Genomic DNA, 23341 nt, shown 5'->3' with positions numbered 1-23341 from the left:
AAAATATGTTAATTTAGCCTTTGTAAAAAGGTAATTTTACAATAGTTGCAGGAATTGCTTTTTTACGAACCTGAATGTAAATTTGAGTTCCAGATTTGGCGAAAATGCTAGGAACATAACCCATTCCAATTCCTTTTTGTAAACAAGGGCTCATGGTACCTGAAGTTACATTTCCAATCTCGTTTCCCTTGCCATCAACAATAGCATATCCATGTCTTGGAATTCCTCTTTCATTCAATTCGAAAGCAACCAATTTTCTGGCTGGTTTCAATTCTTTTTGCTTCGCCAAAGCTTCTGCATTTACAAAATCTTTCGTGAATTTTGTAATCCACCCTAAACCAGCTTCAATCGGTGAAGTGGTGTCGTCAATATCATTTCCGTACAAACAATAGCCCATTTCTAAACGCAATGTATCTCTTGCGGCCAAACCAATGGGTTTAATTCCAGATGCTGCTCCCGCTTCAAAAACTTTATTCCAGATTTGTTCCACATCCGTATTTTTACAATAAATCTCAAATCCGCCAGAACCTGTATATCCAGTTGCAGAAATAATAACATGTTCAATTCCGGCAAAGTCACCCACTTTAAATTTATAAAAAGGAATGGCTGCCAAGTCTAATGAAGACAAAGATTGCATCGCTTTCACCGCTTTTGGACCTTGAATTGCCAACAAGGAATACTCTTCGGAGATGTCTTTTAAATTGGCATTAAATTCTTGGTTATATTTTGAAATCCAATTCCAATCTTTTTCAATATTAGAAGCATTTACTACCAATAAATATTGATCTTCTTTAATTTTGTAACAAATCAAATCATCTACAATTCCGTTTTCTTCATTTGGAAAACAACTGTACTGTGCATCCCCAATTTCTAGCTTAGAAGCATCATTAGAAGTCACTTTCTGAATCAAAGCTAATGCATGCTTTCCACTCACTAAAAATTCACCCATATGACTTACATCAAAAACACCAACAGCTGTTCTTACCGTTAAATGTTCTGCAGTAACCCCTTCATATTGAACTGGCATATTGTAACCAGCAAAAGGAACCATTTTTGCGTTTAAACTTTCATGAACAGAATGTAATGCTATATTTTTCATTGATAGATTTCTTTAAATTTCAGCTAAATTATTGAAAAATTCGCAATTAACGACCACTAATATTTTGTTAATATTTTTAACTAAAAAATAAATAACAGTACATTTGAAAAAACAACCATTAAACCAATTGAAATGAAGATTTTTAAATTTCTATTTATTGCTTTTTTAGCCGTTTCTTTTAGCGGATTTTCACAAACGCCAACCGATTTTTTATCGGCAGCATTTCATAAGAGTAGAAGAGATGCACTGCGTGCTAAAATGCCAGCGAATTCTGTGGCGGTAGTTTTTGCAAATTCAATTAGAAATAGAGCAAATGATGTAGATTATGTGTTTCATCAAGATCCAAACTTTTATTATTTAACGGGTTATAGAGAACCCAACGGTGTTTTGGTGATGTTTTCGGAAAACCAAACTGATGCTGATGGAAATATCTATAACGAAATTTTATACGTCCAAAAAAGAGATGCAAGAGCAGAACAATGGAATGGAAAACGTTTAGGCGTTGAAGGCGCAATAAATGTACTAGGATTTTCTAAAGCAATGAATGCTGAAGAGTTTGTAAATACAACAATTGATTTTAAGAAGTTTGATCGAATTTTTATTGAAAAATTTAATGATGATTATAGAAATTCATCAAGAAATGCTGCAGAAGTTTACGACTTAGTAGTTGCTTTTAAAGAGAAATCAGCATATAATCCGAATAACTTTTTATCACCTGTAAAAAAACAAGTGTATGAATTGGTAAAATCTACTCCAATAGAAAATAGTGCCAATGTTGCACAGGTAATTGGTAGAGCTTTGGCGTACGATCCATCTTTAAAAAATGATAAAGATTTAATGCAATATAAAGAGGCTACAGATGCGCAACTAAAAAAAGATTTACAACAGAAAATTTCTTTGAAATTAGAAGCTAAAACAAATATCGATCAATCATTTTTATCTACAAATTTAGCAACTTTAAGAGAAGTAAAAACTGCGGAAGAATTAAAATTACTTACCAAAGCAGTAAGAATTTCTGCCATTGGTCAAGTAGAAGTAATGAAAGCCATGAAGCCACACATGTCTGAAACTGAATTGCAAGGAATTCACGAATTTGTTTACAAAAAATACGGAGCAGAATATGAAGGATATCCTTCAATAGTTGGTGCAGGAAACAATGGTTGTATTTTACATTACATAGAAAACAATAAGACAGCTGTTGGAAACGATTTAGTTTTAATGGATTTAGGAGCAGAATATAGAGGTTATACAGCAGATGTTACACGTACAATTCCTGCAAACGGAAAATTTACCGAGGCACAAAAAGCGATTTATGATATTGTATATAAAGCGCAAGAAGCAGGAATTGCGGCCTATGTAATTGGCGAAAGTATGGCAAAACCGAATCAGATTGCTAGAAAAGTTGTCAATAAAGGTTTGTTGAAATTAGGAATCATAAAATCTATTGATGAAAAGCATCCTTATTTTCCACACGGTACTTCGCACCATATTGGTTTAGATGTGCATGATCCAGGAAACTATGGTAATTTCGAAGAAAATATGGTGGTGACTATGGAACCTGGAATTTACATTCCTAATGGTAGTAACTGCGATAAAAAATGGTGGGGAATAGGAATTCGTATTGAAGACGATATTTTAGTTACTAAAAATGGTCCTGTAAATTTATCCGAAGAAGCACCAAGAACAGTTCAAGAAATCGAACAAATGATGGCAAAAAAATCTGTTTTAGATAATTTTGTTTTACCAGATTTAGATAAATAATGGGTAAAACCGCAATCCTATTAGGTGCAACGGGTTTAACAGGAGGATTTCTTTTAGAAAAGCTAATCGCAGACAATTCGTATACAAAAATAAAACTTTTTTCTAGAAGTTCTGTTGAAAAAACTTCTGATAAAATAGAAGAACATCTTGTTGATTTATTAAAGTTAGCAGACCAAAAAGTAGAGTTTATAGCAGATGAAATATATTGCTGTATTGGTACAACAGCATCAAAAACAAAAGACAAAAATCTATACAAAGCTATAGATTATGGCATTCCAGTAGCTGCTGCAAAACTGGCAAAACAACATGGTATTGCTACTTTTATAGTCATGTCTTCTATGGGCGCAGACGCTTCAAGTACTGTTTTTTATAATAGAACAAAAGGAGAAATGGAGCGCGATGTTTTACAACAAAATATTCAAAATACTTTTGTTTTAAGACCTTCTTTAATAGGTGGCAGGAGAGACGAATTTAGACTAGGAGAAAGAATAGGAGTAACACTCATGAAATTATTAAATCCACTATTTGTTGGAAGTTTAAAAAAGTATAGAATGATTCATCCAGAAAAAATTGCAACGTGTATGAAAATACTTGCCAATAAACCTATACATGAATCTATTATTAGTTCAGATAAAATTATAACGATTGCAAATTTTAAAGAAAATGAGTGAAAAACAACCCAATAATCCGATGCATGGAATTAAATTGGCAACTATTTTAGAAGAACTATTTAAAGAATATGGTTGGGAAGAATTAGGAGATATTTTAAACATCAATGCTTTTAAAAATAATCCGACTTATAAATCGAGTTTAAAATTTTTAAGAACAACACCTTGGGCAAGAGAAAAAGTAGAGAGGCTTTATGAAAAAACAATATTGAAATAATTTTTATAGAAGCTACCTGCCTGCGGAAGTCAGGTTTCTAGCTTTCACTACTTGCTTTACTTTCTGAAATTAAAAAAATCTCAAACAATTAGCCATTCTTGAACATAATCGAAAGGAATTCCATCTTTTTTGTGATTACTAATTTAGATTTAGGAATTTAATTATTTAAACAAAATTGAAATCTCTTGGAGCATTATTGAAATTATATAAAAAAGAACAATTTACAAAGTAACTTAAGATCTTGTTATTTTTTATTTAAGTCTCTTCGGAAGGTTCGGAACGCTCGACCAGATACTGATGTACTAATAAGCATTCAAAATTACTAAAACTTCTGCTTTTTTTCTTGAGGAAACAGGTACATTCGAATTGTCTGTTAGCATCAAATAACCACCATCAGATTTTATATATTCTTTGATATATTTTATATTAACCAAATGACTTTGATGCACTCTTAAAAAACCAACTTCCTTTAGCAAGTCTGCATAAAATTTTAAAGTTTTAGAAACAAGTATTTTATCAGTATTTTTAAAGTAAAAAGTAGTGTAGTTATTGTCTGATTTACAACGGATAATATCAGAAATATTAGCAACAATAATTTTTTCTAAAGTATGTAAAGATATCTTTTCTAATTTGGTGTTTGGTGTTTTAATTGCCTGCTTTAAAACCTGTAGTTGTTCTTTTTCTGGTTGTAGTTGTGATTGTGCTTTCTCAATTGCATTTGATAAATCTTCCTCTGAGTAGGGTTTTAAAATATAATCTATTGCTGCAAACTTAAATGCTTTAATTGCATACGCATCACTGGCGGTTACAAAGATAATTTTCGATTTTAAATCAGGAAAAATTTCTAAAAGATCAAAACCAGTTCCATCTCCTAACATAATATCTAAGAAAAGAATATCTGGCTGATTTTTGCGTAATAATTTTGCAGCTTCCACCACACTTTTTGCGTTGCCAATAATTGCTATTTCTTTGTGATTATTTACAATGTCATTTTTTAACATTTCTAAAGCCAGCCTATTGTCTTCTACTAAAATTGCAGTTGTTTTCTTCATCAATCTATCTATATTTATGAGAGTTTAAAAACGGTAATTTCTGGTCTTACATTGAATCTTATTTGATGTAAATTTCCCAAAGCTCTATTAATATACAAAGTTCTACCATCCTTTAAATCGATTTCACCAGCATTATATCTTTTATTTTTTACAGGAAGCATTGGTGGATTTAGAAAAGGAGGTTTTACTTGCCCTCCATGTGTATGACCAGATAAAATCCAGCCGCTGTAATTGTTCCAAACATTTAAATCACAAACATCAGGATTGTGACATAAAACCAAATTTGCTTTTTTAGCATCATATGTAGCCATTATTTCGGTTGGATTAAAATTTAATCCCCAATAGTCATCTAAACCAATAAAGTTTAGTCCGTTCGCATTTTTTTGATAATTACTCAATACAGAAACTCCAGCATTTTCTAAGATCTCGGTAATTTTATTGGCAACATGTTGTTCTGCCCAATTTTTTCCGTAATCATGATTTCCTAAAATACCAACAGTGCCTAATTTGCCTTTTACAACATGCTTAAAAACATCTTTTAATTGTTTTAATTGTTCTTCGTTTTCATAGGAGACAAAATCTCCCGTATAGACCACAAAATCAGGATTAAGCAATTTTGCTTTTTCAAAAGAATCGATTATAAATTGATAATCAAATTTATTGCCTACATGAATATCACTTATTTGCAATAACGTTTTACCAATCAATTCTTTCGGTAAATTTTTAATAGGCATTTTTTTATGGACAAATTCTAACCAAAAAGGTTCTACTTGCCAACTATACAAACTTGTTAATAAACCCATTCCTGCAGCACTTAACAATGTTTTTTTTATAAAATTTCTTCTTTTCATAGCTATTAATAATCTGTTTTTAAAGGAATTTTAAACCAAATTTTAGTTCCTAAAATAGTGTCTTTTTCTTTTATTTCTTCCACAGAAAAAGCACTGAATTTAGAGCTGTTTTCAATTCTCTCTTGAGTTACTTCTAAGGCAACGGAAGTATGATTTTTTGTGGTTTTATTTTTTTGAGATTGATAAATTCCGATACCATTATCAACTACAAAGCACTCTAAAAAGCGATGTTTTACTTTAAAAATAATATTAATTTTCCCTTTTGATGAGTTTTGCTGAATTCCGTGTTTAATAGCATTCTCCACAAAAGGTTGTACCAACATTGGTGGAATCAAAATTTCTTCAGAATCTATATTGTTGAGCGCCGTTTCTATCAAAAAGCTAAATTTTTTAGAGCTCATTGTTTGTTCTAAACTTAAATAGTTTTCTAAGGTTTCTATTTCTTCTTTTAAACTTACTTCTGTGCGTCTAGAATTGTTTAAAACACTTCTTAAAAGTATTGAAAACTGTGAAATTATTTTGTTAAATTCCTTTTTATTTTCTGAATTTCCTAACGCTTTAATTCCGTTTAAAACATTGAAAATAAAATGCGGATTCATTTGTAATTGCAAGGCCTTTTGTTCTAAAGAAAGCAGATGATTCTCTAGTTTTAAAGCTTCGATTTTTTCCTGATTTTTCTTATGAGAATTTCTGATGTACAAATCAACAATTCCTGCAAAAATCAAACACAAAACTACGCCACATAAAAGAAGAAACCAAACTTCTTTATAAATAGGCTTTTCTATATAAAATGAGAAAATTTTAGTAGTGGTTTCTGTACTGTTTTTAAAACGAGATTCCGTAATGAATTCATAATTACCAGGTTTTAAACTGGCAAAATTTACTTGCTGGTTTTTGTTCCAAGGAGAAAATGAATTGTCTAACTTATATCGAAATTCTATATTTTCTGGATTGCTAATTGAAACACTTTGTAGTAAAAAAGAAATGTTATTTTGATTCGGTTTTAACTGCAGCACCTTGTTATACGAATTTACGTTGATGGAATCTATAGCAACATAATTAACAGCAATATCCGCAATGGCTAATGTTGGTTTTTTTACAATTGATGTATTTTTTTTGATGTATAATTCATTATTTGTCGCAATAAAAATATTTTTTTCAACATCCTCAAAAACGGACTGAATTGTATTCGAATTTAAATTGCTATTGTATTTATTCATCCTTTTCTCAAAAATAAAATCATCTGAATTTAAAATATCAATACCATCATTTTTAGAAGCAACATATATTTTATCATTGATTAAAGAAATATGTGTTATTTCATTTTTAGAATACTTTTTAACCAACTTATTTTCAACATTTAATGCTTCAATTTCTGATTTGTTTTTTACAACGAAAAGTTTGTCGCTATTTATTAAAAGTGATGAATAATTTCCTTTGCTAATTAAATTTATTTCCTTTGGCTGAAACAAGCTGTCTAAAATCCAAAGTCCGCTATTGGAAGCCACTATAAATTTATTATTGAAAAAAGTAATATCATTTATAAAAGAGAAATCTAAATTATATGTGGTTTTTAAAGGTTGTAAGAAATCTTTATCAAAATACAGCATTCCTTGGTTAGAACCTATAAATATTTGATTTTGATATTCAAATATTTTATGGACATTTTTTGCATCAAAAGTTAAGAGTTTATTGCGAGTTTTTAAATGAAGACTTTTATTTTTTCCTATAAAAAGCGTATCATTTTTAGAAAAAATAGTTTGAATATTTTGAGAAGATGCTTCTATTTTAAAATCGAAATTAGTAATAGAAACTCCGTCAAATTTCAGTACGCCTTTGCTGGTTGCCAACCAGATATTATAAAACTTGTCTTGGGTAATCTCATTAATTTTATAATTTCTAAATTCTTTGAAAGCTTCCACTTTTTGAAAGCTATTTTCTTGAGCATTTGTTTTAAAAATGAACAAACAAAATAAAATTAGAAATGTGAGATTCCTCCTCATACTTCGTTCGGAATGACAAATCAATAAAGATTTCAAAAAAAATATTTTCATTGTAACAAACTTACTAATTAAAACGTCATTACACCATTTATAATAAAGTGTAATGACGCTTATCAACCTACAATTTCCATTCCAATTTAGTTCATCGCATACAAGCGTTTATTGTTTGTGTCTGGTTTTATGTGTTTTAAATCTCCGTAAGGTCTTATCAATGGTTTTAATACACACAAACCTGTTGTTCTACCTCTAATTACTAATTTACTTCCTTTTATAGACCAGTTCCATCTAAATTTATCCACAGAAATATTTAATTTTTCTAAGGCTGCAAGCAATTCATCTTGTTGTTCAATCCAATCCATTACTTCTTCTACAATTGTAAATTTTGGCATTTCGTTATCAGAATCTTGATAATTAAATTCCCATTTCACGGGGATTGTAAATTGTGTTGTATACGCCTCACCAACATATCTTTCTTTTTCATTATTTAAAGCATCATACCAATCGATGTCTTTTTCTTTAGGGTATTTTCTAGCGATTTCTTTAGATAAATCTACTTTTCCCGGAGAATATGCTGTTGGATAAAATACATAATAAGGTTGCGCTAAATAGTGATTCGAAAATTGGCCTCCAAAAATTGTATGATAAGGAGAAGCCACAACTTTTGGGTTTTTTTTTGCATGAAAAGCGTCTTTTAAAGTACTTAGCAATTCTTTATTTTCAACCAATCCAGAAGCATGAAATACTATTTTCGAATTACCATTTACGACACTTTTCAATTTTGGCAAAGTACCTTGTGTAATAGATCTTCTTAATGTTTCTGAAGTAATTTTGTCTCCTCTAACAACGGTTTCTAAATTCATGCCTTTGTAAGGGTTGCTCTTGTTTACGATATGAATTTCGCTATATGGATGCTGATTTCCGTTTTCATTCAACCAAATAATGATTTCTTCTAAAGAATATTGTCCATCAATTACTTTTAACCCTTTTTCTTGAAAATAAGTTCTTGCGTCTGCATAAAAAGTTTCACTTCCTTTATCAAAACCTGCAATAAACACAATTGGTTTTTGATAGATTATCTCTTTATTTTCTGCTGAAATTGAATTGGTATTCTCTGCAACAATTATGGGTGAAGTTTTATTTGTTGATTTTGAATTGCAACTTATAAAAGTGCTTGTTGCTAAAAATGCGGCTGCAATACATACTGATTTTGTTAAAAATGTTTTCATGATTTCTACTTTTTTAAATGTTAATACACTGTAAAAGTAGCAGAGAAGTTGATCTAAATTTTGGCTGTTTTAGAATTCGTGCAGTATGCATTAGAATTCGTTACATTTTAGTTCAATATAAAAGCATAATCAATATCTCCCGGAAATAATATTTCTTGTGTTTGACTTTTTTTAAATCCTAAAAGTGTTTTCAACTCATTTATTTCATAAATATCAAAAACTAGAACTAAATTTTGATGAAAAGTTTGCACTGGTATTTTTCTTTTTTGTGTTGTACAGGCATTAAAGTCTAACCAATAATCGATATCTATTTTAGAAATATATTCTTTAAACTTATTTAGCTGATTTTTATTAAATTGAAAAAATATATTATTGAAGATAAGATTATAGCTTTTACAACCTTTACACATAGAAAGCTCTCCATTTTTAACTCTTGAAATAATTTTAGCTTTTTGACACATGATGGTAGGCTTTAATAGCAATCTGTTTTAATTTGATTATTTTCTTTTAATATTTCAATATTTGAACTCAATTTTTCTTTGGCAATTTTATTGATTACTTTTTCTACACCTTTTTGCATGTTTAGAGAACCACAAATCATAATAACTCCTTCTTTCTGTAGAGCATTTGAAATTAAATCTGATTGACTTGCTAAACTCTGCTGAACATATGTTTTTTGTGCTACTGAATACCCAACATTAAAAGAAGTAAGTGTTTTGTTTTCTAAAGCAGCAACTATGTATTTATTATAAATTTTTAATGAATTTTTAGTTCTTCCGCCCCAAAATAAATGAACCTTAGCCTTCTTGTTTTCTTGAATCATTCCTAAAAAGGGCGCAATTCCTGTTCCATTTGCAATAAGAATTACTTCTTTCACTTTCTTCGGAAAATGGAAATGGTCATTTTTTTGAATGGTTGTAGTAATTGAATCATTTATTTTAAGCTGATGTAGATAATTTGAACAAACTCCGAATTCGTGTTTTTTGACACTTAGAAGTATTTTTTTATCAATTTTTGCGATAGAGTATAATCGGTTTCTTTGTAATCTATTTGGACTAATGGAAAGTAAATCTCCTGATGTAAATTTTGTTTTTTTTGTTGATTTCAATTCAATTAGAAAAGTATCATCAACATTTATTTCACTAGTATTTGCAACCTTAAAAAAAGTTTCTTTTATTGTTTTTTCAAATATATCACTTTCATCAATTTCTAAAGAAAGGTGATTTAAAATGCCCCATTCATGTATCCAATTTCTAAAAGAACTTAAATTTTGATTGTCAATTTTAAACAAAGGCATTACAGGAGTAAATTTTAAATGAACTTGTAAAGAAGCGTGCACTAAAATGGCAAACTTGCAAAACGCTGTATATTGGGTTGAACCAAAACCTAATACAGCAAATTTTAAAGAATTATTTTGTTGAATTGCACCAATCAATTTCATAAATTTATGTGCATTGGTAGGCGCATCTCCATCTCCATAAGTTGCTGTGAAAATGATGAGATTCTTTGCTTTTTTATAAGTTGTATAGTTATTTAATTCCGCTATAAAAACTCTTTTGTTTGCCTTTATAAGCGCGTTTTTAAAAGCATTGGCAGAGCGTATGGTACTTCCTGTTTCAGAGCCTACCAAAATAACGTATTCAGCTTCGTCTTTTGATATTTTATTTTTTATGGGCGATATTTCTCTCTTTCTTTTTAGTGCCATGACAAACCCTGAATAGATGAAAAATAAAATGGCGAAACAAGTGAATACTAAAATGGTAGCCCATAAAATTGAACCATCTCCTGTGTGTAGCAACAAACTATAATGAGAACCTAAAGCAACTAAAGATTGTCTTTTCTCACTAACAATTTGGCCGTTATATTGATGAACTGCCAATTCCTTATCGTGAAGTTTTATAAAAAAAGAATCTTCTTCATCTGAAGAAAAAGGAAATTCTATTTTTTTAACCTTATCTAAATTTGTTGATTTAAAAATTTCAAAATCAGTTGTTTTTGAATTTAAAGCCTCTTTCTTTAGAGATGTATTTTGATGCGAGTTGGTGTCTTTTGGTAACAAAGAGAATTTTTCTAACGATAAATAAACACCTGTTAAAGTGATAATTATTATCGGAATTAAGGTATATCTGCTAATAACGATATGATAATATTGAGTATAATTTTCTTTGACAATTTTTGAGAATATTTTATGAATTCCTCCTTGTCTTTTACTAATTAAAAGAACACCAGTTATTGCAATTAAAAAGAGTAAAAAGGAAACAAAACCGATTAAAAATCTGCCTGTAGATTTTAAAAATAAAGAACGATGTAAATTAGTTGCAAATTCAAAAAGTGCTAATTTTTCTTTATTATTACCAACCTTTTCGCCTGTTTCTGGGTTGATGTAAAATTTTTCGCTTTTTCCTTTTTTAGTAATTATAGTTGCAGCAACAAAATTATTTTCGTCTATTTCTAAAGCAATAACTTCATCATATTCTTTTTGTAAAACAGCAACTGTTTCGGAAATTGAAATATCATTTAAATTAACAACAGCAAATGGTTGTGACTTGTTTAAAATAGGCTCAAAAGCTAAAATAATACCTGTTATAGAAGCAATTATAATAAATAAAGCAGAAGATATGGCCAGTGTTAAATGGCTATATCTCCAAATAGAAGTGGTCATTTATATATTTTTTTGAGACGTATTTCATATACCAACACAAATAAATTCTGTATTAATTTGTGAAATTAGTACCTTTTACTTTTATTGTGGTATCATTCTTACATAGCGAATAAACCCTTTTCCTTCAATTTTAGACTTTACGTTTCCTGATGTTAATTCAAACTCAACATCATCTTTATGGTATTCTTGGTCTTCAACAGCAGTTTCAAAACGGATTTTATATCCCTTGTCTATTTTTTCATTATCAATTTTAATAATGCTAATAGTTCTTTGTCCTCCACTAATTGTTGCCCCAGTAATCGCATCTATATCTACACGCTTTTTTCCTTGAAAATTCCACCATTCTGTAATATCAAAATACCATTCATCATCATCTCCTTGCACATATAATGTTTCTTCATAATTACCGTTTGGATTCAGCAAAGAGATGATAACATACGCGCCTTCACCTGTATAATTCTTCATTTGAATCATGCATTTATACGCTGAACTTTCACTGTGTTTTTTAAAACTGTACAAAACACAAATCAGCATTATAAAAATTGGAATAACTATAATTAATTTTCTTGTTTTCATTTTTGAAATTTTATTTTAAGTAAGAAATATTGATGCTTTGTTTTTGTAGCAATTCATTTTCTGATGCCAAATCATATACCGTTTCATCAAAATCTGTTTTTACACTTTTATCTGCACCAATATTTAATAAATATTTCATTATTTTATCATCTTTTGCAGTCATAGCAGCAATTTGTAATGCTGACAAATTTTCTTTATTTATTGCATTTACATCAATATTAAAAGTTGATAATCTTTTAAGTAATGCTAAATTATTTTTTTGCGTAGCAATATGAAGCAATGTGTTTTCAGAATTTTGAAGCTCATTGATAACCAAACCATTTTCTTGTAATAGTTTTAATTTGGCTTCAAATCTCTCTGTATTATTCGGTTTAAAATTATTGATTGCATAGTATGAAAGTGTATTTCCATCTTTATCTTTAGTGTTGATGTCTGCACCTTTTTCTATTAGAAATTTTACAACATCAATAGTGTTTCTACTCACTGCCATCGCTAATGCTGAACGACCATTTTCATTTTCCAAATTGATATTTTTTACATATTTAGATAAAAATTTCACAACTTCTAAGGTATTGTTATTTGCAGCATTCATAAAAGGAGAATCTCCACCTTTGTCTTGTAAATTTACAGCAACACCTTTCTTAATAAAGTAGTTATAAATTGATAGATCTTTACTATTGTAGGCAATTGCATGCAATGGATTTCTGTCTTTTTTATCAACTATATTTGGTTGTACGCCCAAACTTTCTAAAAATTGATACGTTTCTAAAGTATTTTTCTTTCTTCGCAAACCTTGACTTGCAAAAATCATTGCATTTTTTCCTTTTTTTACTCCATTTTTTAGCAATGTTTTCAATAAAGCCGTATTTCCACCTTTGGCTACATATTCAAAAATACCATTTCCAATATTGTCTTTATCCTCTAAAGATGCTCCTTTTGACACAAAATATTTTACAGTTTTATAGTTTTTAATGTACGGAGCAACTAATAATAGTGCATTTGCACCCTCATGATTTTTTTCTGTCTTAATATCCGCTCCAATTTCAAAAGAATAATCGTACAATTCTTGATCTAATTGACCAGTTGAAGCCGCAAAATTTAAAAATGTGTTTCCATGCGTATCAACAATGTCTGTTTTTGCACCTTTTGAAAACACAAATTTCATCATTTCTACATTGTCTCTGTAGGCAGCCCAAAAAATATAGGTTCTACCATCATGTGTTTTTTTATTTACATCATTTCCAGGTTTGGACAATATATATTTTATGGTTTTATTCTCTACGTTTTCTAAAATAGCATAGACAACAGCATCAAAAGCATTCTTATTTAAAGCAGAAATATCATTTCCTTCAGAAATTTTCTGATCTATGATTTCTATTGTTGGATTTGTTTTCCAAAAATCTCTATCATGAAAAATATTTTCTTTTTGGGCGAAAGCGAAAAAATTGAACGCAATGAATATCGAAAATGGCAGGTTTTTCATCACATTATTTTTTTACAAAAGATTCAATAATTGCATTCATTTCCTTTGCTGCAGTAACTTTATCCGAGAATAAATGTTTGTAAAGAGGTTTGTTATCAACTTTAGTTGCTAATGTCAAATTCGTATTTCTTTCATACACTTCATCCCATTTGCTTCTAACCAATTGCCATTTATTGGTATTTGCAATCCACCAATCTTTAGCAGCTTTACATCTAATATCAGCTACTTTTTTGTAGGTATTGTAGCCTTTTTCGTTGGCAATAACTACATCTTCTTTTCCAGCTTCACGTATTATTTTACTATTGTCTTGGTCGTGTACCCAACCATAGTTTGTAATTTCGTGTCTATTTCCTCTTAAAGTAATATTGTAGTCACTTCTTTTGGTGTATTCTCTTCTTGGTAACGGTGCAGTTGTTTCATTTTCCCAATAGCTTTTTCCGTCTACATGCACCCAAGTTCCTGAACCTTCATAACGTGGACTATCATCTACTTGATATACTTTTTGTGTCCATTGTTTTTTTACACTTTTTTGATCCTTTTTCTCAAATGTCCAATTATTATCTCCATTGTACCTGTAGAAATGGGTGTTTTCATATAACCAGTCCTGTCGCCAATGTTTTATAATCATAGGTTTTGCAGGATTGCCAACTTGTAGTATATGCTGGATAGAAATTTTATTTTTATCATCTGTAATTAAACCAGCCCATTCTAAACCTTTATCTATTTTTGTTTTTGAGGGTTTGTAAGTCGAATCTTTACTATAATTAAAGGTTTCTGCAAAACTAAAAGTTACTTCAAAACAACCACACATTTCTTTAATGGCATTTTTATCTTTTGTTTTTTTGTTTTGAGCATTTACTGAAATAGCTGTAAAAATTAAAAAGCTTCCTAATAATAATTTTTTCATTATATGATTTATTTAAAATATAAAATTTTTTACAAAAATATAAAATTTATTTAGATTGAATAAAAATAAGGATATATATTTGTCGAAAATTATTAAGAATGTTTCTAAATAGAGTTTGTGGTATCTTTTTTTTGTTTTTTAATATGGTAACTCTTTGTCAGGAAAAAAATATAAAGAAAGATTCTATTAAAGTGAAAACTTTAGATGAAGTAGTGGTTACAGCGACAAGAACTATTAGACAACTATCTTCTTTACCAATGCCTGTAACCTTAATTTCCAAAAAACAAATACAAAAATCGGGAACAACAAGACTAAAAGATATTTTATTAGAGCAAACAGGAATCAATTTTGTAATTGACCAAAGTGGATTTACGGGTATTCAAATGCAAGGTTTATCAGCAGAATATATCATGATTATGATTGATGGAGTTCCGTTAATTGGTAGAAGTTCTGGTAATCTAGATTTGAATAGAATTAGCGTAAATAATATCAAACAAATAGAAATTGTAAAAGGCCCATCTTCGTCTTTATATGGTTCTGAAGCTTTGGGAGGCGTTATAAATATCATCACAGAAAAAATCAAAAAAAATACTTTAAAAGGGGATCTTGGTTACTTTGTAAGAGCTGGTTCAAGAGACGAATTAGATATAAATACCAATTTTTTATATAGAAAAGAAAAGTTTGGGGTTGTTGCAGGCATTAATTTAAACTCAAGTGGTGGTTTTGATTTAAGCCCAGAAACTATAATTAAAACGACAGAAGCATATCAAAATTACACAGGAAGCTTAAAATTAACGTATGATTTTTCTGACCAACTGAATTTAATAGTCTCCCAAAGATATTTCTCTGAAGAACAAACTGAAAAAAATATGCAAAGTGATTGGAATTTTAATGTAGAATTGCAACATAAAGTGAATGACATCTGGAATCTAAATTACACATTTTACACAACTAAATTTTCAACAGAAAGTCAGTTTAACGGGTTGTTATCAGTGTTTAATCAAACTTTGGTTAGACCAGAAATTAGAGCTGTAACAAATTTTGAAAATAGTACTTTAAACACAGGGGTTGGAATTAATTTTGATGCTTTAGACAGAACTTTTTTTGATAATAAAGAAACGTTTCATGCAAAATATATTTTTGCACAATATGATTTCCACCCCACAAAAAGGATGAATACAGTTATTGGCGCTAGGTTTGACAGTCATAACAAATACAAGTCTGCCTTTAGCCCTAAAATATCCACAAATTATAAACTTAACGATTGGTTAACAACAAAAGGTTCTGTTGGTTATGGATTTAAGGCGCCAGATTTTAGACAACTTTTCTTTAACTTTAACAATAGTGCAGGAGGTTATATAGTTTTAGGAATTAGAACTCTACATGAATTGTATGGAAACGAAGCAAATGTACAAGTGATTTCTAAAAATTTAAACCCTGAAAACTCGATTGGTTATAATTTCGGGTTTGAAATAAAACCAACAGCCAATTTAAAAATTAATATCAACGGATTTAGAAATGATATTAACGATTTAATCAATACAGTTGCCTTACAAGGAAGTTTACCTGGTTTAAATCCATCTACATCTGTTTTTTATTTTGAAAATAGAGATCAGGTTTTTACACAAGGGTTAACTTTAGATGTAAATTATAAATTTTTGGACAATTTCAGATTTATTGGCGGATACCAATTTTTAGAAGCAAAAGATAAAGAAGAAATTCAAAGAATTAAATCAGGTGAAATTTTCTTTAGAAGAACCACTTCATCATCTTCTGAAGTTTTAAAATTAAAAGATTACTTCGGGTTATCAAACAGATCTAAACATACTGCCAACGCCAAATTATTTTATGAAAATTTAACACAGAACTTTTCTGCAAACTTAAGAGCTATTTTTAGAAGTAAATATGCATTATTTGATACAAATAATAGTCAGAATATTATTGATAATTACGACGATTTTGTTGCTGGAAACACTCAAGTAAATTTTGCCATAGCAAAAACTTTTTTTAAGCTGATAAATGTGCAATTAGGTATTGATAATCTCTTTAATGAAAGGGGTTTGATAAACAAAGAAACATTTGCAAATAATGATGCCGTTTTATTATTAGGAAGAAATTTTTATACACGAGTTCGATTCAATTTTTAACATATAAATACAAGTAGTAATATTCAATTAAATTTAAAAAAATGAAAAATTTAAAATCAATTTTAGTAATAGTTTTTATAGCTGTTGTAGTAAGTTCTTGTAATGATAATGAAAGAACAGATTTAGAGTCTGTGACATCTACAACTGCAATAAATATTCATGCGCCAGTAACTACAGATTATACCGTAAACCCACCTTTAGAATCTGGTGATTTTACGAAATTTAGCTTTAAAACGGGAACAGTTGTAACAAATGATTCTTGGGATATTGCTTTAAGAGGAACTACAATTTTAGTAAATGGAGGAACCCAAATTGGGTTGATTGATGAGCCAGAAAGAACTGGAAATGGCGCTTTGGTTTTAGAATCAGGAACTTTTGAAAGTATTATAGAAGCACCTGCAGATACCAATTTTAGTCAAGATGCTTCTGGAGTTTATGCTTTACCAAAAGGAAGTGGAAATGGCTGGTATACTTATAATGGACAAACAAATTTGATTAGTCCGATTGCTGGAAAAGTCATTGTTATAAAAACAAATGATGGTCATTATGCAAAAATGGAAATAGTGTCCTATTATAAAGATAATGATACTTCTAATCTAGACAATGGTAGGTATTATACATTTAATTACGTGTATAACCCAAATACAGGAGATAAAAGTTTAGAATAATTAGTTATTTTTAGTTGTAAGTTGAAAAGGTCATTTAAATTTTTGTTTAAATGACCTTTCTAATTCTTATAATCTTGATTGTAAACAACCAATTTAGTCAACCCTATTTTTTCTGGATTCTCAGCAAAAGAGCGCAAATAAGTATCCATATAATTAATAATTCTTTCCTCAGGATAAAACAATACTTTGTTGTCATGTTGTGCCCATTCGTTCATGTTTATGTAGGTTTTTCCTTTTTCAAAACGATAAAAACCTTCTATATACTCAGGCAAAACTTCTTCTAATTCTTCACTAATAAAAACATTGTAATAGTTTAAATCTGCTGTAAAAAAGTGAAAGGAAAGCAAATTGTCATAAAAACCAGTTAGATTATTGGCTAGTGGAAGAAATAAGGTAAAAATTAAAGCAATTACTTTTTGTTTGCTGAAAAAATTTGTAAAAAACTCAAAGGCATTTGTTGTTTTTAAGTTCCAAAAAATGATAGGAACACTAATCATATTCTGAATATTCCATGGAACTACATTGTATCCATAACCTAAATAAAATAGTAGAAAGGTAATAATTCCGTGCATTCCTAAAATGAAAATTACTCCGAATTTTCGGGTGGTATTAAATAGTAAGCATACACCCATTAAAGCTTCTAACCAAGGAACGACGTATGTAAAAGCAACCAAAAACCATTGTGGTAAAAAGCTAAAATGCTTGTTTAAGGCAGTCAACCATTGTATGTAAAAGGCTTCGTTTAATTTTTGAATTCCGCTCCAAAAATAGGTGGCAAAAAAAATAAGAATAACTGCATACAAAATTTTTCTGTAGTCTGTTTTTCTGGGGAAAATTTCAATAACTAAAATGGTTAAAAAACTTTGGTAAAAGTAGGGTTGAAGCCTGTTTTGATCTACCAAAGCTAAATAGAGGTAGAGTAAAAGAACCAACCAACCCTGCCATCTTTTATTCTGAAAAATATATACAATTTGAATGAGAAAGAAAAAACCAGCTAAAATATAATCGACAGGATTGGTAGGAATTGGCAACCAATCAAACAACGGAATTACTGGAAATACTTTTGTGCTAATCCATAATTTTGGGGCATATAACATCAATACCAAAACAGCTAGCATAGCCGTAATTCTTACCCAATTTACTTTCTGTTTGTCTGTTAGGTTATGTAGCATATTCAATAATTTTATGTCTGGTCGAGCGCAGTCGAGACCTAATTAATAGCAATAACCTCTCGATAGCTTCGCTAGCTACTTTCAATGAAAATGTATTTTCATTTGAGTAATGCTCGAGGAGACACCTAAAACTTTAATTTCTCCGCCAAATATTTAGCAGTATAGGAATCTTTATTCCTAGCTAGTTCTTCTGGAGTACCTTGAAAAATAAGGTTTCCTCCATTTTTTCCACCTTCTAAACCTAAATCAATAATATAATCTGCACATTTTATGAGTTCTATGTTGTGTTCAATCACTACAATAGAATGTCCGCGTTCAATTAACGCATTAAAACTTGCTAATAATTTTTTAATATCGTGAAAATGCAATCCTGTTGTAGGTTCATCAAAAATAAATAATGCTTTGTCTTTGGTGTTTCCTTTTACTAAAAAGGAAGCCAATTTAATACGTTGTGCTTCACCACCAGAAAGGGTAGAAGAAGATTGTCCTAATTTTACATACCCCAAACCAACGTCTTGCAAGGGTTGTAGTTTTTGTGCAATTTTAGTCACCAAATTTTCTAAGAAAAATGCTACAGCATCATCAATCGTTAAGTTTAAAATATCATCAATTGACTTTCCATCAAACTTAATTTCTAAAACTTCTTTTTTGAAACGTTTTCCATGACAAACATCGCACTCTAAATGTACATCTGCCATAAATTGCATTTCTATGGTCACTTCGCCTTCACCTTTACAAACTTCGCAACGTCCGCCTTCTACATTAAAAGAAAAGTGTTTTGGTTTGTAGTTTCTAATTTTTGCTAATTTCTGATTCGAAAACAACGCTCTAATATCGTCATAAGCTTTTATATAAGTAACAGGATTGGAGCGAGAGGAACGCCCAATAGGATTCTGATCGATAAATTCTACATGTTTTAAAGTATCAAAATTTCCTTTAACAGCTGTATGTTGCCCGATTTTATCGCCATAACCAGCCAGTTTTTTCTGCATGGTTGGATATAAGATATTTTTAACCAAGGTACTTTTTCCAGAACCAGAAACGCCAGTAATAACTGCGAGAGAATTCAGCGGAAATGTAACATCTATATTTTGTAAATTGTGTTCTCTTGCGCCAATAATTTCAATCTTATTTTTTGAAGTTCTCCGTTTTGTAGGGACTTCAATTCTTAAATCATCATTTAAATATTTAGCAGTTAAAGAATCTGATTTTAAAATTTCTTTAAAATTACCTTCTGCAACTACATGACCTCCAAAAGTTCCCGCTTCAGGACCAATATCGATAATGTAATCTGCTTCTTTCATGATGTCTTCATCATGTTCTACCACCACAACGGTGTTTCCTAAATCTCGTAAATCTTTTAAAACACCAATTAAGCGTTCTGTATCTTTTGGATGCAAACCAATACTAGGTTCGTCTAAAATATACATCGAACCTACCAAAGAACTTCCCAAAGAAGTTGCCAAATTGATACGCTGACTTTCTCCGCCAGAAAGCGTGTTCGAAGTTCTGTTGATGGTTAAATAATTCAACCCAACATTTGTTAAAAATTGTAATCTATTGTTGATTTCTGTCAGCAATCGTTTCCCAATTTTTTCTTCGTATTTATCTAGTTTTAAATTTTTGAAGAAAACAGCCAATTCATCCAACGGAAGTGCCACTAGATCTGAAATATTCTTCTTATTTATCTTTACGTAATTGGTTTCTTCTCGTAAACGCTTGCCATTACAAGTGGTACATTTTGTTTTTCCGCGGTAACGCGAAAGCATTACGCGATTCTGAATTTTATAACTTTTTTCTTCTAAAGCTGTAAAAAAATGCTGAATTCCATTGAATGACTTATTTCCATTCCAGACCAATTCTTGCTGTTTTGCTGTTAGCTCAAACCAAGGTTTGTGCACAGGAATATCAAATTTATAAGCAACTTCGATTAAGTTCTCTTTGTAATGTATATAGGATGGGGTTTTAAAAGGAAAAATAGCATCTTCAAAAATAGATAAACCTGTATTTGGAATTACCAAATCTTTATCTATTCCAATAACATTTCCATAACCTTCACAAGTTGGGCAAGCGCCATAAGGATTGTTAAAGCTGAATAAATGTGTATTCGGTTCTAAGAAAGTAATGCCATCTAGGGCAAACTTATTGCTAAATTCAGTTACTTTATTATCTGCTAAGTTTTCTACAAAACAACTCCCTTTTCCTTCAAAAAAAGCCGTCTGAATAGCATCTGCCAAACGGTTGTAAAAATCTTCATCATCTTTGGTAATGATTCTATCAACCACTAAAAATAAAGGCTCATTTTTAAAAGCTGTCTGTGGAAAATCTGTAATTTTATATACTTGGTCATTCCATTTTAAACGTGCATAGCCTTGTTGCTCTAAAACTTGCAAAACGGTTTTTAAATCTCTGTTTTTATCAATTGCAATTGGCGCAAGTAATAAAAGCTTTGTCTTGTCTTCGTATTTTTTTATAAAGTTTACAACATCAGAAACGGTGTCTTTTTTAACTTCGTCTCCAGAAATAGGAGAGTAGGTTTTACCAACTCTAGCAAACAATAATTTTATATAATCGTAAATTTCTGTGGATGTTCCAACCGTAGAACGTGGATTTGTAGAATTTACTTTTTGCTCAATTGCAATAGCTGGTGCAATCCCTTTAATATAATCTACTTTAGGCTTGTGTAGCTTTCCTAAAAATTGACGGGCGTAAGAACTTAAACTTTCTACATAACGTCTTTGACCTTCGGCATACAAGGTATCAAAAGCCAAAGAAGACTTCCCAGATCCAGAAAGTCCAGTAATTACAACTAGTTTGTTTCTTGGTATTACAACATCTATGTTCTTTAAATTGTGGAGTTTTGCTCCTTTTATAATAATGTTTTCTTTAGGATTTACTTCAGAAATAGCGGTCTTCATGTATCAAAAATATAGGGTATAAATTTACCAAAAAATTACCTCTTTTTGTATCCTGTAAAATCTTTTTTTGCTAAAAGTTTGTTTGGTTGAAAAATAATATTCATATTTGTTGCTTATAAACTACACAAAATAAGGCGTATATAGGAAAAAATTACTTTTAAAATTATTAATAAATAATAAATTGAAAAGCTCTCTTGCTTTTCTAAAAGTAATTATGATACGTGCACATAAAATTTCAGATAGTATATTAGTTAGTGACTATATTAGCGGTAAAGAAGCTTCTTTAGCTATTTTAATCAAAAGGCATCAACAGCGCTTATTCAGCTTTATATATAGTAAAGTTCAAGATAAAGACATCACAGAAGATGTTTTTCAAGACACTTTTATTAAGGTTATTAAAACGTTAAAAAAAGGAAATTATAACGAAGAAGGTAAGTTTTTACCTTGGGTGATGCGAATTGCGCATAATTTAGTGATTGATCATTTTAGAAAAAATAACAGAATGCCATCTTTTAAAAATACAGATGAGTTTGATATTTTTTCTGTTTTAAATGATGGAACGCTAAATGCAGAAAAGCAATTGATACAAGAGCAGATTTATAATGATGTGAGAGAACTCATTAATGAGCTACCAGAAGAGCAAAAAGAAGTTTTAGTGATGCGCATGTATAAAGATATGAGTTTTAAGGAAATTAGCGAAAATACCAATGTTAGCATTAATACTGCTTTGGGAAGAATGCGGTATGCTTTGATAAATATGCGTAAATTAATAGAAAAACATAACATTATTTTGGTGAACTAACAATAAAGTAGAAAAAGCATCGTTACTAATTTAATAACCAACAATTTAAATAAATATATGATGCAACTTTACTCAAAAAAGTCTTCTGATTTACAGATGCAACCAAAAAAAGAAACAGTTCAATTTTTGATTAATTTTTCCAAATCGCACACATTTGTAAAAACAAAATCAAATGACTTCATTGAATTGAATTTGAATTAAGAGTGGAAAAAGCTTCAACTAACGTTGAGGCTTTTTTTAATTGATACAGTATTTTCTATTTGAAGTAACATTTTTGTTGAATGAGTTAATTTTAGATACGCATATTGCGGAAATTGCAGTCATGGAAAATATATTAGTTGCAGGTGCAAATGGTACCACAGGAAAAAAAATAGTAGCCCTTTTAGATTCGTCTCAATACTTTAATCCTATTGCTATGGTCAGAAAGAAAAGTCAGCAAGAACAGTTCGAGAAAAAAAATATAAAAACGGTCTTAGCAGACTTAGAACAAGATGTTTCTCATGCCGTAGAAAATATAGACAAAATAATTTTTGCAGCGGGTTCTGGAGGAAAAAAAGTAAAAGTAGTAGACCAAGAAGGAGCAAAGAAATTAATTGATGCTGGTGAAAAAGTAAAGATTAAGAAATTTGTGATGTTGAGTTCTATGGGGGCAGACAAGCCAGAACAGTCTGAAGATATGAAAGATTATTTACAAGCAAAGCAAAATGCGGATATTCATTTAAGAAAAAGTAAATTATCATACTCAATCGTAAGATCAGGTGCTTTAACAGATGAAGTAGGAAAAGGAAAAATTGAATTGAGTGAAAAGCTCAATAAATCTGGAGAAATAAGTAGAGACGATGTTGCACAAACTTTAGTAAGAGTTTTACATGATTCTGCAACGATAAACGAAACTTTAGAAATTATAAAAGGAGAAACTTTAATTGGGAAAGCGATTCCGAATTAAAAAATTTCTTTCATTTCCTTATTTTGACTGTGCTTAAAATAAACTTGGGTAAAACACTTATCTCTTAAAGTTTCTAAAGAAATTTTAAGAGATTTTTTTGTTATATTTTTAGAGAATTGCTTTTATGAAATATGGTTTTAATGGTCAATTAAACTAGGTAATTTTATAATTGAAAAACAGATT

19 protein-coding genes are annotated in these 23341 nt (G+C 29.9%); 7 read left to right on the top strand and 12 right to left on the bottom strand.

Translation table 11 applies throughout. The annotated features are described in order from the left end of the window. Nucleotides 1-13: 13 nt before the first annotated feature. Complete coding sequence (gene gcvT, locus Q0998_RS06040) at nucleotides 14-1099, bottom strand: glycine cleavage system aminomethyltransferase GcvT (protein ID WP_299667603.1); 1086 nt, start codon at nucleotides 1097-1099, stop codon at nucleotides 14-16. Between the two features lie 132 nt (nucleotides 1100-1231). Between gcvT and Q0998_RS06035 the strand changes: the two genes are divergently transcribed. The 3 genes from Q0998_RS06035 to Q0998_RS06025 are packed head-to-tail and all read left to right on the top strand — an operon-like array spanning nucleotide 1232 to nucleotide 3745. Further along, entirely contained in the window at nucleotides 1232-2860 is a 1629-nt protein-coding gene (locus tag Q0998_RS06035; RefSeq protein ID WP_299667601.1) for an aminopeptidase P family protein, read from the top strand. Beyond that, nucleotides 2860-3531 (top strand): NAD(P)H-binding protein, encoded by a 672-nt coding sequence (locus Q0998_RS06030; RefSeq protein WP_299667599.1) that lies wholly within the window; start codon nucleotides 2860-2862, stop codon nucleotides 3529-3531. Before Q0998_RS06035 ends, Q0998_RS06030 begins: the two co-directional genes overlap by 1 nt. Then, nucleotides 3524-3745 carry a VF530 family protein gene (locus tag Q0998_RS06025; protein ID WP_299667596.1) on the top strand — a complete coding sequence of 74 codons (222 nt, stop codon included), beginning with the start codon at nucleotides 3524-3526 and terminating at the stop codon, nucleotides 3743-3745. Before Q0998_RS06030 ends, Q0998_RS06025 begins: the two co-directional genes overlap by 8 nt. A gap of 302 nt (nucleotides 3746-4047) precedes the next feature. Here the strand turns inward: Q0998_RS06025 and Q0998_RS06020 are convergent, their stop codons facing one another. The 9 genes from Q0998_RS06020 to Q0998_RS05980 all read right to left on the bottom strand — a co-directional run bounded on the left by Q0998_RS06020 (nucleotide 4048) and on the right by Q0998_RS05980 (nucleotide 14505). After that, nucleotides 4048-4797 carry a LytTR family DNA-binding domain-containing protein gene (locus Q0998_RS06020; protein WP_299667594.1) on the bottom strand — a complete coding sequence of 250 codons (750 nt, stop codon included), beginning with the start codon at nucleotides 4795-4797 and terminating at the stop codon, nucleotides 4048-4050. A 14-nt stretch (nucleotides 4798-4811) separates the two neighbouring features. Beyond that, nucleotides 4812-5648: a metallophosphoesterase gene (locus Q0998_RS06015; protein ID WP_299667591.1), complete on the bottom strand. Its 837-nt coding sequence runs from the start codon at nucleotides 5646-5648 to the stop codon at nucleotides 4812-4814. A 5-nt stretch (nucleotides 5649-5653) separates the two neighbouring features. Continuing rightward, the gene (locus tag Q0998_RS06010) at nucleotides 5654-7615 is read right to left on the bottom strand and encodes a histidine kinase (RefSeq protein WP_299667589.1); all 1962 of its coding nucleotides are present in this window, start codon (nucleotides 7613-7615) and stop codon (nucleotides 5654-5656) included. 173 nt (nucleotides 7616-7788) lie between these two features. Beyond that, complete coding sequence (locus Q0998_RS06005; protein ID WP_299667585.1) at nucleotides 7789-8877, bottom strand: hypothetical protein; 1089 nt, start codon at nucleotides 8875-8877, stop codon at nucleotides 7789-7791. Nucleotides 8878-8984: 107 nt separating this feature from the next. Next, nucleotides 8985-9338 carry a DUF6686 family protein gene (locus Q0998_RS06000; protein ID WP_299667583.1) on the bottom strand — a complete coding sequence of 118 codons (354 nt, stop codon included), beginning with the start codon at nucleotides 9336-9338 and terminating at the stop codon, nucleotides 8985-8987. Nucleotides 9339-9349: 11 nt separating this feature from the next. Then, on the bottom strand, nucleotides 9350-11539 hold the full coding sequence (locus Q0998_RS05995; RefSeq protein WP_299667580.1) for a PepSY domain-containing protein: 2190 nt from the start codon (nucleotides 11537-11539) through the stop codon (nucleotides 9350-9352). An 81-nt stretch (nucleotides 11540-11620) separates the two neighbouring features. Next, nucleotides 11621-12115: a DUF2271 domain-containing protein gene (locus tag Q0998_RS05990; protein ID WP_299667577.1), complete on the bottom strand. Its 495-nt coding sequence runs from the start codon at nucleotides 12113-12115 to the stop codon at nucleotides 11621-11623. 10 nt (nucleotides 12116-12125) lie between these two features. Beyond that, nucleotides 12126-13598, bottom strand: coding sequence for an ankyrin repeat domain-containing protein (locus Q0998_RS05985; protein ID WP_299667574.1), 1473 nt, complete (start codon nucleotides 13596-13598; stop codon nucleotides 12126-12128). Between the two features lie 4 nt (nucleotides 13599-13602). After that, nucleotides 13603-14505, bottom strand: a complete 903-nt coding sequence (locus Q0998_RS05980; RefSeq protein ID WP_299667571.1) for a DUF6607 family protein — start codon at nucleotides 14503-14505, stop codon at nucleotides 13603-13605. 191 nt (nucleotides 14506-14696) lie between these two features. Between Q0998_RS05980 and Q0998_RS05975 the strand changes: the two genes are divergently transcribed. Together Q0998_RS05975 and Q0998_RS05970 are read left to right on the top strand one after the other, a co-directional pair. Further along, nucleotides 14697-16652, top strand: coding sequence for a TonB-dependent receptor (locus Q0998_RS05975; RefSeq protein WP_299667568.1), 1956 nt, complete (start codon nucleotides 14697-14699; stop codon nucleotides 16650-16652). Nucleotides 16653-16693: 41 nt separating this feature from the next. Beyond that, nucleotides 16694-17320 (top strand): HmuY family protein, encoded by a 627-nt coding sequence (locus Q0998_RS05970; protein ID WP_299667565.1) that lies wholly within the window; start codon nucleotides 16694-16696, stop codon nucleotides 17318-17320. A 59-nt stretch (nucleotides 17321-17379) separates the two neighbouring features. Here the strand turns inward: Q0998_RS05970 and Q0998_RS05965 are convergent, their stop codons facing one another. Both Q0998_RS05965 and uvrA read right to left on the bottom strand, forming a co-directional pair. Then, the gene (locus Q0998_RS05965; protein WP_299667562.1) at nucleotides 17380-18492 is read right to left on the bottom strand and encodes a MauE/DoxX family redox-associated membrane protein; all 1113 of its coding nucleotides are present in this window, start codon (nucleotides 18490-18492) and stop codon (nucleotides 17380-17382) included. Between the two features lie 125 nt (nucleotides 18493-18617). Then, nucleotides 18618-21410 carry an excinuclease ABC subunit UvrA gene (gene uvrA / locus Q0998_RS05960; protein WP_299667559.1) on the bottom strand — a complete coding sequence of 931 codons (2793 nt, stop codon included), beginning with the start codon at nucleotides 21408-21410 and terminating at the stop codon, nucleotides 18618-18620. Nucleotides 21411-21624: 214 nt separating this feature from the next. Here uvrA and Q0998_RS05955 point away from each other — a divergent pair, with 214 nt between their 5' ends. Beyond that, the gene (locus Q0998_RS05955) at nucleotides 21625-22212 is read left to right on the top strand and encodes a sigma-70 family RNA polymerase sigma factor (RefSeq protein ID WP_299667556.1); all 588 of its coding nucleotides are present in this window, start codon (nucleotides 21625-21627) and stop codon (nucleotides 22210-22212) included. 322 nt (nucleotides 22213-22534) lie between these two features. Then, nucleotides 22535-23158: an SDR family oxidoreductase gene (locus tag Q0998_RS05950; protein WP_299667554.1), complete on the top strand. Its 624-nt coding sequence runs from the start codon at nucleotides 22535-22537 to the stop codon at nucleotides 23156-23158. The last annotated feature ends 183 nt before the right edge of the window (nucleotides 23159-23341 follow it).

Origin of the sequence: uncultured Polaribacter sp. (assembly GCF_947501385.1) — a bacterium.
Classification (GTDB): domain Bacteria; phylum Bacteroidota; class Bacteroidia; order Flavobacteriales; family Flavobacteriaceae; genus Polaribacter.
Note: the sequence above shows the minus strand (reverse complement) of the source record. Positions and strands in the feature narration are given on the sequence as shown.